This window comes from Streptomyces sp. NPDC005551, assembly GCF_042871785.1.
GTDB lineage: Bacteria > Actinomycetota > Actinomycetes > Streptomycetales > Streptomycetaceae > Streptomyces.
The window spans coordinates 281,520-296,288 of sequence record NZ_JBIAJE010000003.1 but is presented as its reverse complement, the minus strand read 5'-3'; the positions used below and the strand labels follow the sequence as shown (position 1 = coordinate 296,288).

The window sequence follows — 14,769 nt, the reverse complement described above, 5'->3', positions numbered from 1 at the left end:
ATCCCGTGGCCGGTTTCCTCATCGGCCCCCGGCGCCCCACCCGCGTGGCGCCGTCCCAGGTGAATTCATCCCATCGGGTTGTTAGGACGGCCACGGCGCCGATCGGGGCATGGGCGGTTGCACGCTGGGGAGAAATCGACCGTCGCAAGGCACGTTCCTCCCTCACGACAAGGAGTCGGCCTGTGTCCGATGTCGTCTTCACGGCCGACTTCAATTCGCGCCGTCAGTGGGTCGCCGGGCGTTCATGGGCCTATCCGGGGGGAGGCCCCGTCAACCGGTCGGACGACAAACTCGACTACCTGGTGTCCGACCCCGCCTACTCCCGCGGCGGGATCTTCCGTGCCACCCGGCGGCGGGACGGTTTGTGGAGCACGGGTCTGCTGACCACCGAGGGGAGCGAGGAAGGCTTCGTCGTCCGCGCGGGGGACGTCCTGGAGACGCGGGTGCGCCTGCCGAGGGAGATGGGTGCCTGGCCCGCCGTCTGGACCTGGCGGGACGGGGACCAGGAGATCGACGTGTTCGAGTACCACCCCGACCACCCGGACCTGCTGGAACTGTCCAACCACGTCCGCGGCGGCCATCTCTACCACCAGAACGAAGCCGTCCGCCCCGGCGGGCCCCTCGAACTGCGCGTCGAGTTCGGTGCCCGCTCCGTGGTCTGGTGGGTGAACGGCGTACGCACCTTCGCCGACGAACGCGGTGTGGGGGAGCACTGGTTCGCCCACCTGATCGTCAACCTGTCCGTGTGCGGCGGGCGTTACCACCCGCCCCCGGACCCGGGCGTCACGGAGATGTCGTACGCCGTGGAGCACCTGACCGTGCGCCGTCCGCCGCTCGCCGACGCACCGGGGAACTGCCCTTGACCCCGCGCGGACGTGGCGGAGGACTGAACGGGCGGGGGCGCACCGCCCGGCGCGGCCCGTGGGCCGGCGTCGCGGACGGTGCGCCCCCCCGCCTCTGCTCAGGGCGCCCAGGGCGCCTCGACGGCCCAGGTGGTGTCCTCGGCGAACGAGGCGGGGTTGTCCCAGGCGTGGGTGCCGCCCGGCGTGGCGAGCCACAACTCGGCGTTGTAGTGCCGCAGATACTGTTCGGGGAAGTTCGACGCGGACAGTCGTACGGCGCCGCCCGCGCCCCGTACGGCGCAGAAGGTCGCGTCCGCCCTGAACACGTCGCCGCTGCCCGCCTCCTTGTAGACGCGGAAGTCGCGGTGGCGCAGGTACTGGCCGGGATAGTTGCGTGACTCGAAGGAGTAGCACGCGCTGTCGGCGAGGCCCGGCACGATCTTCCAGGTGGCGTCGCTCTTGAGCATAGCGCTGCCGGTGGCGTCGACGACGTCGGTGTACGCGGCGCCGTCCCGGTGCCGCAGATAGCGGTTCGTGTAGCCGGGTGTGGTGACCCGCAGGGACTTGTACTGGTTCGCCGGCAGGGCGACGGGGGTCACCGGCGTGCGGGAGGTGTCGATGAGCGCGCGGTTGGCGGCCCGGACGCGGGCCGTGTCCACCTTGACGACCTGCCGGTCATAGGTGAGCAGGCCGTTCGCCTCGTTCTCCACGTCGGTGATCTCCGTGTAGACGGAGGCGGAGAGCCCGGCCGGCATCCGCACCTCGCGCAGGGCGTCGAGGAGCCCGATCAGGCGGTTGTCGAGGTGGGCGGGGTCCGGCTGGTCCTCGTAGCTGAAGCCGCCGCCCGGATACCACTCGTGCCCCGGCACCTTGTGGCCCAGGCCTCCGTATTCGCCGAGGACGGCGGCGCGGGTGGCGCCGGGCACGGTGGTGCCGGGGCCGACGTAGACATGGTGGTCGAGGACGTCGCCGTTACCGCCGTCGACCGCGCCGCAGCAGTTGACGCCACTCATGTTGTCCACCAGCCGCGAGGGGTCGTACGCCTTGACGTGGTCGGCGATGCGAGCCTGGTCGTACTGCCCCCAGCCCTCGTTCTGGTCGACCCACATCACCACGGAGGGTGAGCTGCGGTGCTGGTCGATGATGCGGTCGTACTCGGTCTCCCACTGCGTCCGGGCGGCGCCGTCCGGCGTGCGGGTGTCCATCGAGGGCATGTCCTGCCACACCAGCAACCCCAGCTTGTCCGCCCAGTAGAACCAGCGCTGGGGTTCGACCTTGATGTGCTTGCGCACCATGTTGAAGCCGAGGTCCTTGTGCTTCTGCAGGTCGTACCGGAGGGCGTCGTCGGTGGGCGCGGTGTAGATGCCGTCCGGCCAGTACCCCTGGTCGAGGGTGCCGGTCTGGAAGACGAACGTGCCGTTGAGGACGGGGCGCGGGACGCCGCCGGCCTTCGCGATGCCGATCGAGCGCATGCCGGTGTAGCTGCCCACGGAGTCGACCGTCGTCGTACCGGCGACCAGGTCCGCCTTCACGTCGTAGAGGAACGGGTCATCGGGCGTCCACAGGTGCGGGCCGGGTACCGGCACCGAGAACGTGCTGCCGACCGGGCCCGTCGCGCTGCCCACCGCGGTCGAGCCGGAGGACACGGTCACCCTGGCGCTCTGCCCCGAGACGCCGGCGCCTCTTACGGTGACCCGGAGCGTGTTGTTCGAGAGGTCGGGCACCAGGTCGAGCCGCGTGATGTGGGCCGCGGCCGTGGGCTCCAGCCACACCGTCTGCCAGATGCCGGAGGCGGCGGTGTAGAAGATCCCGCCGCCGGGGTGGGGGGCCACGTCGTTGATGCGCTGCTTGCCGACCGCCTGGCCGCCCGTCTGGGTGGGGTCCCAGACGGACACGACGACGGTGTTGGTGCCGCCGTTGAGGCGGTCGGTGATGTCGTACGAGAAGGAGTCGTAGCCCCCGCTGTGCGTGGCCCCGGCCTGCGTGCCGTTGACCCAGACCGTCGTACGCCAGTCGCTGGCGCCGAAGTTGAGCTGGACGCGGCGGCCGTTCCAGCCGGCCGGGACGGTGAAGGTGCGCTTGTACCAGAGCTTGTCGTTCTGGGTGATCTTGCGCTGGATGCCGGACAGGGCGGACTCCGCGACGAAGGGTACCCGGATCCGGTCCGGGAACGTCGAGGGCTGCCCGGCGTCCGCCGAGGTGACGGCGAAGTCCCAGATCCCGTTGAGGTTGGCCCAGTCGGGGCGGGTGAGCTGGGGGCGCGGGTACTCCGGCAGCGGCTTGTCGACGGGGACCTGGTTCGTCCACGGGGTGGTCATGGGAGACGGTTTGGGGGTCCACGCGGCGGGAGCGGCCTGGGCGGCGCCGGTGGCAGTCAGGGCGGCCGCACACACCAGCGTGAGGGTGGCGAGCACGGAGGCGATCCGCCTCGCTCGCCGTCTGAGCCACACGGTCGCGGGGCGTGGAGGAGCGGAGCTGCGCATCGTGACTCCTTGAGGTCGGAAAGGGGCGCAAGGACGTGCACGGACGTCGAGCGGCCGGGGTGGCGATTCGCCGCTCCGGCCTGTACAACGTTGGAAAGGGCGGCAGTTGGCATGACAGCACGGCCTCGACTGGTTGTACAGGTGCATGACAACGGATTCACCGACTCCCGCGGTGCGGGGGAACCGGGATGCCCTCGCGTGCGGCAGTGGTGCGGTCCCACCGCGCAAGCTCCTGACGCTAGTGTGCGGCTGCGGGAGCAGTGCGGGTGGGACGTGAGCCGACTCAGGTCCTCACGCGTACCGGATCTCCAGGGACCGACGAGGAAGACGAAGGATCGATGACGCTGAATGTGGGGCAACGGGTGCGGCTGGCGGCGGACCTCCGGTTGGCCGGGTCCGTGACCCCCGCGGGGGAGACCGAGGAGGAGCCAGTCGCCTTCGCCGGCTCACTGGCCTTGGCGGCGGGCGTCGAGGGGACCGTCGAGCACGTGGAGGAGCATCACCGGCAGCAGAGCCACGAGGTCAGTGAGTACCTGCGCCTGAAGTCGCTCCTCGACACCTTCGGCCACCAGATGCCATCGGCGAGCCGGAGCCGGCTGGAGGAGCAGGTGGGTGCCTTGGAAGAGCAGTGGGTCGCCCACCAGCGACAGATGCTCAGCGTCACGGTCCGTGTCCGGCTCGACAACGGGTTCGTCCTGGACGACGTTCCGGAGGAGGCGTTCGCCTCCGCCTGATCGGCCGCCCCTGTCGTGCTGTGGCGTGCCCGGCGGACCGCGGACGGGTGAGGTCAGGCGTGCTGTCCGTGCGGGTGCAGGTCGAGTGAGATGTGCGGGGCCAGCGCGTGCAGGAAGTCCGGGGCATCGAAGACCTCGCCGGCGGAGACGACGCCGACGGCCCTGGTGCGACCGGTCAGAACGCGTTCGAGGGCCTCGGCGACGAGGGGCGCGGTGACGGCGTAGATGTCCCGGCCGCCGGCGGTGGCCCGGCGCTCGGCCGAGCCGCGGCGCACGACCACGTCGACGAGGAAGGTCTGGTCGGAACGCCCGCTCTCGTCGGCGGCGGTGGGAGCCGGAGTGTGGGGGGCGGCCACGTCGCGGGCCGCCTCGGCGCTCATGTAGGTGGTCACGTCGGGGATGGACAGGTGCTGGGCGACGGTGACGGCGTCCGCCATGGTGAACTCCCCGATCACCTGCCGCGGTCCCACGGGTTCCGGGAAGGTCCACTTCAGGTTGGGCGCGGCGTCGGTGCGGCGCTCCCACTGTCCGCCGACGTAGCGCAGACGGTGGTCGCCGCGCCGCTCGCGGGAGACCGCGCCCGAGAGCCGGGTGCCGGCGGTGGGGTGCCAACTGCTGAGCGCGTAGGCGATGTGGGCCTCGTCGGCATGGGTCCAGTCGCCCATGGCCGCCGTGGCCAGCAGGTCACCGAGCCCGCCGAAGAAGGCCATGGCCGGGACGACCACCGCTCCCGCCTCCCGGGCCCGTTCGCGGTAGTGGGCGAAGGTGTCCAGGTTGGCTTCGAGCTCGGCGGCCACGTCCAGGTAGGGAATGCCCGCGCGAAGCGAGGCCTCGATGACGGGGCCGGTGGTCGACGCGAAGGGGCCGGCGCAGTTGACGACCGCAGCCGTGCCCGCCAGCGCTCGGTCCAGCGAAACCGGGTCATCGGCCGAGGCCACCCGGGCCTCAAGCCGGTACGCGCGGGCCAGTTCCCCCAGGGCCTGCGCGTTGCGGCCGGACAGCACCGGGACGAACCCACGCGCGGCCAGCTCCGCGACCACGAACCGCCCGGTGTGACCGTACGCACCGAACACCGCCACCGGCTGACCTGACCCCATGAGACTCTCCCCGTGTCCGCGAGACGCGCGCCGCGCTGCGAACCGCTGCGCCCTGACCTACACATCCTGTCGTCACGGCAGCCCCCGCACGACTGTCGGAAACGACATGACGCGTACAGTTTCGGACATGCCTGCTGTCGCGCTGGCCGTCACCGACGGCATGCTCCACTACGAACTGTCCGTGGCGCTCGAGATCTTCGGAAGCGACCTGACCCACGTCGTGGACCCCTGGTACGACTTCTCCGTCTGCGGAGACGGTCCGGTCCACGTCGGCCGCTTCCGCGTCGAACCCGACCACGGACTCGACCACCTCAGGCGCGCGGACACGGTGATAGTCCCGGGCTGGGCCGACACCGACCGGGACCCGCCCGCCGAGCTGGTCGAGGCAGTACGCGGCGCCCACGAGGCCGGCGCCCGCGTGGCCTCACTGTGCACGGGCGCCTTCGTCCTGGGCGCGGCAGGACTGCTGGACGGCAGGCGTGCCACCACGCACTGGGCCCACACCGGGGAGCTGGCCCGCCGCCACCCCGCGGCCACCGTCGATCCGGACGTCCTCTACGTCGACAACGGCGACGTTCTGACCTCCGCGGGCAAGGCCGCCGCCATGGACCTGTGTCTGCACCTGGTCCGCCTCGACCACGGCGCGGCCGTCGCCAACAAGATCGCCCGGCGGCTGGTCATTCCACCCCACCGCGACGGCGGCCAGGCCCAGTTCATCACCACCCCCCTCCCCGCCCCGGGCAACCACCCACTGGGAGAGCTCTTCCCCTGGGCGCTGGAGCGTCTGGACCGACCGCTCACCGTGGAGGACCTGGCGCGCCAGGCACGCATGAGCTCACGCCATCTGGGCCGCTACTTCAAAAGCCTCACCGGCACCACACCACTGCAATGGCTTCACACCCAGCGCATCCGCCACGCCCAGGAACTGCTGGAGACCACCAACGCCACGGTGGACACCATCGCGGCGGCCACCGGCATGGGCACCGCCACCACCCTGCGCCGTCACTTCCACCGCAGTGTCGGCGTCCCGCCCGACACCTACCGCCGTACCTTCCGTTCCTGAGTGCGGAGTCGGCGACAACGATGTGCGGCGCATGCCCTACTGGGCGGCGCACGCGCCGTCTTCCGGGCGGTCGGACTTGTCCTGCCGGTAGGCCCCGCACGCCAGCGCCACCTTGGGCCCCTGGGCCGACTGACGCAGCAGGACGAGGGTCTTGTTCCGCGGAGGCATGTTGCTGCCCTGACCGTAGGAGACATAGCCGGTGGCACCGTCGAAGGTGATGCCGCTCCGCAGTGCGGTGAGCATGGCGTTGGGGTCCAGGTCGCCCTGGCCGGAGACCGCCATGTCAGCGGCGCGGGACAGGACGTGGAAGGCGTCGTACGACACGGCGGAGTGGCCGTCGTCGCGCCAGGGGTCGTCCTTGGCGGCTCCGGGCACGAAGCGGTCGTACACGTCCACGAACTGCTTGGTCTTGTTGTCGGCGGCGCCGTCGCCGGTTGGCATCCGGTGCGCCGAGTAGTACAGGCGCAGCCAGGTCTTGTCGTTGAACTCGCCGGTGAGCGCGACGTTCGTCAGTTCGTTGCCGCCGAGCATGGTGATGTCGCGGTCGGTGCATGTCCCCTGCGTGTCAAGGGCGTTGACGAAGGCGACGAAGTCGCGGGCGCGCGCGGACCAGTAGACGATCGTGGGGTCGGAACCGCGCAGGGCGTCACACACGGTCTCGGCGAGGTCGTGGGCGCTCTTCATCTTCGGAGTGCCCGCGGGCGCGCCGGAGAAGTCGCTGGTCTGCGAGAAGTTGATGAGCTGGCTGGTGCCGCGGAAGTCACTGCGGAACTTGTCCGCGAGGCTCTTGCTGTACAGGTCCGCGGGACTCTGGATGACGACGGCCCGTTCGGCCGGCTCGCACCCGCCCGAAGAGCGGGCGATGACCGGGGAGTTGGAGGCGAAGTTCGCCGCGATGTGGGCTTCGGTGCTGTTGAGCGGTGTGAACGGCCAGTAGTTGGCACTGACCAGCATCTCGTCCGCGGTGGCGGTGGTCCCGATCACGGGGAGGCCCGCCTGCTCCAGGATCTTGAGGGCCTCGCGCGTGGCCTCCTTGCTCTGGGCGAAGCCGAGCACGCCGATCACCTTCTCGTAGGTCGGGCCGCCGGTGCCCTGGCTGCCACCGGTGATCTGGTCGACGAGCTTCCGTGCCGCCTGTTCGGCGTGGGCGAAACCCTCACCGCTCGGTCGTACGTCGACCCGAAGCGGCACCCGGGAGTCGTCGGAGATCGCGTCGTCGTTGAGCTTGCGCTGCCACATGGCGATGCCGCGCAGCTCCGGAATGGTGCCGTCGAACAGTGTGTCCGTTCTCGATGTCGGACCGTTCGACGTGAACGCGACGACCGTGCGAACCGTCCTGCCCTGCGCCGCGAAAGCCTCGGCCCGCCGGTTCTGGGTGCGGATCTCCGCCAGCGTCTGGTCGTACCACTGCTTGGGGTGCAGTGGGACGGGCCGGCGGTACCTGCTTCCCGCGACGGGCATGTCGCCGGCCACGCACCTGCTGTTCTCCGGCGTGTCCGGGATGGACGCCTGAACCGCGCCGATTCCGGCCAGCGCGAGGGCGAGTGCGATGCCGCCGGCCGCACCCGCGGTCATCAGGCGGCCGCTCACGCGGTAGGTGGCCGGTGACGTCGGGCGGATGAACAGCCCCTCGCGGGTGAACGGCTCCTCCTTGAGCCGTACCAGGACCACTTCGGAGCCGGACTGATGCAGCAGGCGCCCCGCCGGGGTGAGACCGGACACGGGCGGACTGCCGAGGTCCGTCAGCAGTTGCTGCGAGGGCTTTCCGATCGCGATGACCAGCGGCCCCGGGGACTGTGCGGTGCTCCTGCGCTCACGGTGGAACGCCCGTAGGAAGCGCTCCACGGCCACTGCGCTCGGTCTGTCCTGCCGGGGCAGCTGCACCAGCAACACCGGACGCGCGGTGCGCCGGCGTTGCAGAGGGCGCCATCTGCCGATCGCGGGCGCCTTCAGGTCCTCCAGCAGTGCTCGCGTCAGGAGCGCTTCGAGAGCGGCCAATGACTCCTGGTGCCGGGGATGGTCGAGTGGCAGCACGAGCCGCGCCATCTGCCGGTCGGCCACTTCGTCCATGACCGCGAAGAGCGTCTCGGCGTCGCCGGTCATGCCCAGCATCCCGCCGAGCCATCGCTGACGGGCGGGGCGGAACAGGCGCGGCTTGCGTACCATCCGCCGGGTCCTGCGTCGCTCCCACCACCAGCGGGGGAGAGTCCGGGTGACGCCGTGCCACAGGGAGCCGAGCAGCCAGCCGCGCAGCCCGCCGACCGGTGGCGATTCACCGCCACCGAGTGCCCAGAGGGCGGCCTGCACGCGTCCTTCGCGCCGCTGCTGGCGATTGAGGCGCAGCTGCTCATGCGCATGATCGCGCAGCGCGGCCGCTCCCGGAGCCTGCCGTTCCTCCGCGTGCGCGCGGATGTAGGCGACCGAATCCCACAGGGGCCAGAAACCCGGCAGCCGGTCGGGCGTCATGTGCCTGGGCATCCCCCGGCCGAGTCCGCGGGCCGCGGTGCCGGACAGCAGCGCGGAGGCGTCGTCGGCCGTCGGGAGTGCGTACGGGACGAGTTTCGCGTCCTGCTGACCGCGTAGCGCCCGCTCGAGCGCCTCGACGAGCCGCCGGACCCGGCGGTCGTACTCGGCGTCGTCCCCGGCGACGTCCAGGATCAACAGCGGCGGTGTGTGGGCGAGCATGTCCCGGTCGGCGGGTGAGACCGCCTGACGGAACTCGCGGACGAAATCGTCGGCACCCTCGTCGTCCGGAAATCCGCTCGACTCATGATGAGGCCCGGCCATGGAAGATCCCCCTCAAATCCCCCTGGGCAGCCCATTTCACCGGCCTGCCGTGACTGTACTGAGGTGGAGAGGTTACTCGCGGTGCTCGCTCTTCCAAGCCCCTTCACCGGAAGTGCTCTCGTCGCTCGAGCCGGCTGGGCGTGGTGAACCCGTGTCGATAGGCTCCTTCGTCATGCCGATAAGCCTCCGCAGGTCAGCCCCGCCCGCCGCGTTCGCCGCTCTGCTGCTGACGGCCGTGACGGGTTGTTCGTCCGGCTCCGACGACGAGGCGTCCGGGCTGCTGGCGGCTCTGGGGGAACTCTCCGAGGACGCCGGCTCGGCCGAGGTGCTCTACCTGGACCGCGCGCTTGTCAGAGAGCACGGCGACGCCAAGACGTACGACGCCATCACCCAGCCGCGCATCAGGATGATGAGCACATACGATCCCCAGCCCTGGGACAAGCAGTTGAAACCGTCCCGGATCGACAGCTTGGTCGAAAGCTCCAACGCCGGACGTCTGAAAGGTTCGTTCGACGCGGCTGCCCTCATCAAGTCCCTGAAGTCGGACGGTTACAAGCAGCGGGAGAAGGACGGCCGGCAGTTCTGGCAGCGGTCCGGCACGAAGCAACCGTTGTTCCAGGTCTCGGACGACGAGGTCTCCTACTCCACGGGTGGCGCCGACGCCCTGGCTGACGTCGACCCCGAGGAAGGCGCCTCCCTGGCCGACAAGGAGGACTATCAGCGCGTCGTCGAATGCCTCGGCGACGTCTATCGCGCCGACGTCATGCCGCTGACGGCAGGAAAACGAGTGCGACTCTCCGCACTCGGGCAACGGGTCTCCGCCGAAGGCCGGAACACCGAGGTGATGTGCGTCGTGGCCAAGGACAGGACGACCGCCGATCGCACCGCCGGCGAGCTGCGATCCACCGTCCGCGACGGCGCACCGAAATTCGACGGCGCGAAAGTGACGATCGTGAAGGGCGACACCACGGTGGTGCGGGTGACGGTCCCGGATTCCGGGACTCAGCGACCGGGCCGGCTGCTCACCCACCACCTGCAGCTGTGGATGGCCCTCCACGACGTCTGACCGCGGCGTCCCTCGGCTGAAACCGTCGGACGCCGGTACGTGGCCCTTCTCGCCCAACCCGGCACGGCCGCCCTCTCCGCCCAGCGGTCGGTCGAAGCCAAGGACCGACCGCGGGCCGGCTCTTGGGGGATCACCAGGTCGTCAGGACGTGCCGTCGAAGGTGACGTCCTCGGCCACGACGGTCCCGGCCGTCCGCCCTGGCGCCTTCTGGTAGGTCCAGTACAGGTTCGTGTGCGCGATGACCTGGTCGGGCGGCGGCGCACCCCACGCCGTCTTGTCGCCCGTCGTGTGCGCGTCGCCGACCAAGGTCGCGTCGTACCCCCTGGCGAAGGCGCCGTGAAGCGTCGAGCGGATGCACGCGTCCGTCTCCGCGCCGACGACGACGAGCCGTCCGACACCGAGGCCGACGAGCACGTCCTCCAAAGCCGTGTCCTCGAAGGAGTCGCCGTAGCTCTTCTCGACGAGCGGTTCGGCGTCCGCCGGGGTGAGTTCCGGGACGATCCGCCATGCGTCGCTCTGCTTTGTGAGGGCCTCGTCGGAGTGCTGGACCCAGACGACCGGCGTCCCTTGCTTCCGCGCGCGCTCGACGAGGCCGGCGATGTTCGCGACGACCGCGTCGCGCCGGTAGGCCCCTTCCACGACGCCCTGCTGCACGTCAACGACGAGGAGCGCGGTGTTCGGCCGGTTCTCCAAGATGGTCATGATCATCCTCTGCTGACGCCGGGCTGGTACTCACCCACGGTAGGTCCAACCACCGACGGGGCGGCGTTCATGCGCTGCCCACGCTCTCGCCGAGCGCTTCCCGGGCCGCCGGTACGGCTTTCGCACGGTCCTGGGGGACCAGGCCGATGCGGGTTCGGCGGTCGAGGAGGTCCGCCTCGTCCAGGGCGCCCTCGTGGCGTACCGCCCAGGCCAGTTCGGCGTGTGTGACGGGGTGGCCCTCCAGGACGGAGGCGCCGAGCCGCGGGTCCTCGGTGCTCAGGGCGTGTACGGCCGCCGCCTCGGTACCGTAACGCCGGACGAGACGGGGTGGAGCCTGGACGGCGGCGAGGACGTGCGGCGGCGCGGCACCGACGAGGGGGAGCGAGGCGGTGGGGGAGGGGCCTGCGCCGAGCCCGTGTGTGGCGACGGCGGCGTCGACGGCGTCCTGGGCCATCCGCCGGTAGGTGGTGAGCTTGCCGCCGACCACGGTGATCACACCGTCGGTCGAGGTGTGCACGGCGTGCCTGCGGGAGATGTCGGCGGTCTTGGCGCCCGACCCGCCGGCCGGAGCGGTGTCCAGGAGAGGGCGCAGCCCGGCGAATGCCCCCACCACGTCGTCGCGGTGGACGGGGACGTCCAGTGCGGAGTTGAGCACGTCGAGGAGGAAGCCGATGTCGGTGTCGGGGACGTCGGGCACGTCGGGGATGTCGCCGTCCACGGGCTCGTCGGTGAGCCCGACGTAGACGCGGCCGTCGCCCTGCGGCAGGACGAGTACGAACCGGTTGGTCTCGCCGGGTACCGGAATGTGCAGGCCCGCGGGTACCGCGCCCAGGTGTTCGGCGCGCAGGACCATGTGAGTGCCGCGCGAGGGCCGGATGCGGATGCCGTCGACGAGGCCGCCGGCCCACACGCCGGAGGCGTTGATCACGGCGCGGGCCCGGATCTCGCCCTCCTCGCCGGTGAGTTCGTCGCGCACGCGGGCGCCGCGACCGGTGAGTTGCAGGGCTCGTACCCGCGTCAGGACACGGGCGCCGCCCGCGGCGGCCGTACGGGCGATCGCGGTGACCAGTCGGGCGTCGTCGGTGAGCCGACCGTCGAAGGACAGCAGGCCGCCGCGCAGACCCGTGGAGCGCAGGGCCGGGACCAGTGTGCGGGTCTCCACGGCGGACAGGCGGCGCGGCGCCGGGAGGGTGGCGCGGGAGGTGCGCGCCGCCAGGCGCAGGAGGTCACCGGCGCGGAAGCCGGCCTGCACCAGGGCGGCCTGACTTCGCGACACCAGGGGAGTGAGGGGGAGGACGAAGGGCTGGGCGTGCACCAGATGGGGGGCGGTTCGCTGCATGAGGACCCCGCGCTCGACGGCGCTCTCGTGAGCGACGTCGAGCTGGGCGGAGGCCAGGTAGCGCAGGCCGCCGTGGATGAGCTTGGAGCTCCAGCGCGAGGTGCCGAAGGCCAGGTCGTGCGCGTCGATCGCGGCGACGGTCAGGCCGCGTGCGGCGGCGTCCAGAGCCACGCCGGCACCGGTGGCGCCGAGGCCGACGACCAGGAGGTCGACGGGTGCTCCGCCCACGGTCCGGGCCAGCTCGTCGGCGCGCCGCGCGGCGGTCAGGGACGAGCCGGGCGTCGGTGCCGGGTCGGACGCGCTCCTGCTGGTGCTCATGGCGTCAGGATCCTCTCCAGGATGGTCCGCAGTTCCGTGAGGAACGCGTCGCTGCTCAGGTCGGGGTCGTCCTCGTCGGTCATGGTGCGCAGGGAGAGCGTGAAGGACTGCACGAGCAGCAGCAGGGACCGGGCCTGCCGGTCGGCGTGGCCGGCGCGCACCGAGCCGTCCGCGTGGCCTTCGCGCAAGGTGCCGAGGATCAGTTCCAGGAGGGCTTCCTGGCTGGCTCCGCGCCGGTCGAGCACGTAGGGCAGGAGCAGTTCTGGATCCACGTCGATGATCTTGCGGAACAGCGGGTGTTCGCGGAAGGCCCGTACGCCCGCCACCAGACCGTCGACGATCAGCGTGCGGGGGCAGGCGCCCGCCCGTCGCTCGGGCATCGCGCGGGTGGCCGCCTCGACCCACTCGCGGGTCATCAGGTCTCCCACCAGGGTCCGCACGTCCGGCCAGCGCCGGTAGAGCGTCATCCGGGAGACGCCGGCCCGTCGGGCCACGTCGGTGAGGGTCGTGCGGCGTACTCCGACGGCCAGTACGCAGTCGCGGACGGCGTCCAGGACGGGGTCTCCGGCGGAGGTGCCGTCCGGACCGTTGTGACGAATAGGCGTCATGTGTCACAGTGTAACGCGCCACGGGGTCGTGGGACAGCACCTCGTCCACGCCACGGCCTCATGCCGCTCACTGCGGCACCCCCCTGCATCCGATCGGTGAGGAACAACCCCATGGACATGCTGTGGAGCGGGTGGGGAGACCCCGCCAAGGCCACTGAGCTGCCCGACTCGGTGATCGGGCTCCTGCGCGACCTGCTCGGGGTCAAGCCCGCCCGCAGCGCACCGGTCGCCCTCGACGCCATCCCGGTGCCCGCCTCACCGCTCGACGCGGCGGCCCTGGACGCCCTGTCCGGCGCGGTCGGCGGCCCGGCACACGTCCGTACGGACGCCGAGACCCGCATCCGGCACACCCGCGGCAAGTCCACCCCCGACCTGCTGCACATCAGGGCCGGCGACGTCGCCGACGTCCCCGCCGCGGTGGTCCTGCCCGCGAGCCACGACGAGGTCCTCGCGGCCCTGCACGCCTGCGCCGCGCACAATCTGGCCCTCGTCCCCTTCGGGGGCGGCACCTCCGTCGTCGGCGGTCTGACCCCCGAGCGGTCCCGCCCCTTCGTCGCCCTCGACCTGCGGCGCATGGACCGCCTGCTCGCCCTCGACCCCGTCTCCCGCACCGCCACCCTGGAGCCCGGTCTGCGCGCCCCGCAGGCGGAGGCCCTGCTGGCCGAACACGGCTTCACCCTGGGGCACTTCCCCCAGTCCTACGAATGGGCCACCATCGGCGGGTTCGCCGCGGCCCGCTCCAGCGGCCAGGCGTCCGCCGGCTACGGCCGCTTCGACGAGATGGTCCTCGGCCTCACCCTCGCCACCCCACGGGGAACCCTCGACGTCGGCCGCGCCCCCCGTTCGGCAGCCGGCCCCGACCTGCGGCAACTCGTCCTCGGGTCCGAGGGCGCGTTCGGCGTCATCACCTCCGTCACCGTCCGCGTCCGCCCCCGGCCCGCCGCCCGCCGTTACGAGGGCTGGCGCTTCGCCTCCTTCGAGGAAGGCGCCGCGGCCCTGCGGCGCCTGGCCCAGGACGGACCCCGCCCCACGGTGCTGCGCCTGTCCGACGAGACCGAGACCTTCATCGGCCTCGCCCAGCCCGATGCCATCGGCGCCCGGGAAGCCGGATGCGTCGCCATCGTCGGCTACGAGGGAACCGAGGAGGACACCGAGCTGCGCGGCCGGCAGGGCGAGGCGGTCCTGCGCGAGTGCCGCGGCACCTACCTCGGCGAGGAACCGGGCCGGCGCTGGGCGCAGGGCCGCTACTCGGCGCCCTACCTGCGTGACGCGCTGCTGGACGCGGGAGCCTTCGCGGAGACCCTGGAGACCGCGGCGTTCTGGTCCCGCATCCCCGAGCTCTACACCTCCGTCAAAGAGACGCTCACCACCTCCCTCACCGAGGCCGGCACCCCGCCGCTGGTCATGTGCCACATCTCCCACGTCTACGAGAACGGCGCCTCGCTGTACTTCACCGTCGTCTCGGCCCAGGGGGAGGACCCAGTGGCGCACTGGTCACCGGCCAAGCGCGCCGCCAACGAGGCGATCGGCGCGGCAGGCGGCACCATCAGCCACCACCACGGTGTGGGCACCGACCACCGCGACTGGTACGTCCGGGAGGCCGGCGAACTCGGCATCGCCGCACTGCAGGCGGTCAAGCAGCGGCTCGACCCGGCCGGGCTGCTCAACCCCGGCGTCCTCCTGCCGCTCAACTGACCCGCCCCACCGGTCCACCCGCCCGACCCACCCCG

General features: G+C 71.4%; 11 protein-coding genes. 5 read left to right on the top strand and 6 right to left on the bottom strand.

Annotation, left to right across the window (positions count from 1 at the left end):
- Positions 1-182 precede the first annotated feature (182 nt).
- A complete protein-coding gene (locus tag ACFYP4_RS09590; protein ID WP_388784332.1) occupies positions 183-863 on the top strand; it encodes a beta-glucanase in 681 nt (226 codons plus the stop codon).
- 98 nt (positions 864-961) lie between these two features.
- On the opposite strand, the gene ACFYP4_RS09585 is transcribed toward ACFYP4_RS09590, so the two are convergent.
- On the bottom strand, positions 962-3,325 hold the full coding sequence (locus ACFYP4_RS09585; RefSeq protein ID WP_388784330.1) for an AbfB domain-containing protein: 2,364 nt from the start codon (positions 3,323-3,325) through the stop codon (positions 962-964).
- A 338-nt stretch (positions 3,326-3,663) separates the two neighbouring features.
- On the opposite strand from ACFYP4_RS09585, the gene ACFYP4_RS09580 reads away from it, so the two are divergent.
- Positions 3,664-4,059 (top strand): hypothetical protein, encoded by a 396-nt coding sequence (locus tag ACFYP4_RS09580; RefSeq protein WP_358851844.1) that lies wholly within the window; start codon positions 3,664-3,666, stop codon positions 4,057-4,059.
- Between the two features lie 53 nt (positions 4,060-4,112).
- On the opposite strand, the gene ACFYP4_RS09575 is transcribed toward ACFYP4_RS09580, so the two are convergent.
- Entirely contained in the window at positions 4,113-5,156 is a 1,044-nt protein-coding gene (locus tag ACFYP4_RS09575; RefSeq protein ID WP_388784328.1) for a saccharopine dehydrogenase family protein, read from the bottom strand.
- Between the two features lie 127 nt (positions 5,157-5,283).
- Here ACFYP4_RS09575 and ACFYP4_RS09570 point away from each other — a divergent pair, with 127 nt between their 5' ends.
- A complete protein-coding gene (locus ACFYP4_RS09570; RefSeq protein ID WP_388784326.1) occupies positions 5,284-6,219 on the top strand; it encodes a helix-turn-helix domain-containing protein in 936 nt (311 codons plus the stop codon).
- A 36-nt stretch (positions 6,220-6,255) separates the two neighbouring features.
- Here ACFYP4_RS09570 and ACFYP4_RS09565 read toward each other — a convergent pair whose 3' ends face one another.
- A complete protein-coding gene (locus tag ACFYP4_RS09565) occupies positions 6,256-9,006 on the bottom strand; it encodes an ABC transporter substrate-binding protein (protein ID WP_388784324.1) in 2,751 nt (916 codons plus the stop codon).
- Between the two features lie 172 nt (positions 9,007-9,178).
- Between ACFYP4_RS09565 and ACFYP4_RS09560 the strand changes: the two genes are divergently transcribed.
- Positions 9,179-10,072, top strand: coding sequence for a hypothetical protein (locus ACFYP4_RS09560; protein ID WP_388784321.1), 894 nt, complete (start codon positions 9,179-9,181; stop codon positions 10,070-10,072).
- A 141-nt stretch (positions 10,073-10,213) separates the two neighbouring features.
- On the opposite strand, the gene ACFYP4_RS09555 is transcribed toward ACFYP4_RS09560, so the two are convergent.
- The 3 genes from ACFYP4_RS09555 to ACFYP4_RS09545 form a co-directional block, all read right to left on the bottom strand.
- Entirely contained in the window at positions 10,214-10,774 is a 561-nt protein-coding gene (locus tag ACFYP4_RS09555) for a cysteine hydrolase family protein (RefSeq protein ID WP_358851839.1), read from the bottom strand.
- A gap of 67 nt (positions 10,775-10,841) precedes the next feature.
- A complete protein-coding gene (locus ACFYP4_RS09550; protein ID WP_388784317.1) occupies positions 10,842-12,431 on the bottom strand; it encodes an FAD-dependent oxidoreductase in 1,590 nt (529 codons plus the stop codon).
- Positions 12,428-13,039: a TetR/AcrR family transcriptional regulator gene (locus ACFYP4_RS09545; RefSeq protein ID WP_388784314.1), complete on the bottom strand. Its 612-nt coding sequence runs from the start codon at positions 13,037-13,039 to the stop codon at positions 12,428-12,430. Before ACFYP4_RS09545 ends, ACFYP4_RS09550 begins: the two co-directional genes overlap by 4 nt.
- Positions 13,040-13,150: 111 nt before the next feature.
- Here ACFYP4_RS09545 and ACFYP4_RS09540 point away from each other — a divergent pair, with 111 nt between their 5' ends.
- Positions 13,151-14,734, top strand: coding sequence for an FAD-binding oxidoreductase (locus ACFYP4_RS09540; RefSeq protein WP_388784311.1), 1,584 nt, complete (start codon positions 13,151-13,153; stop codon positions 14,732-14,734).
- The last annotated feature ends 35 nt before the right edge of the window (positions 14,735-14,769 follow it).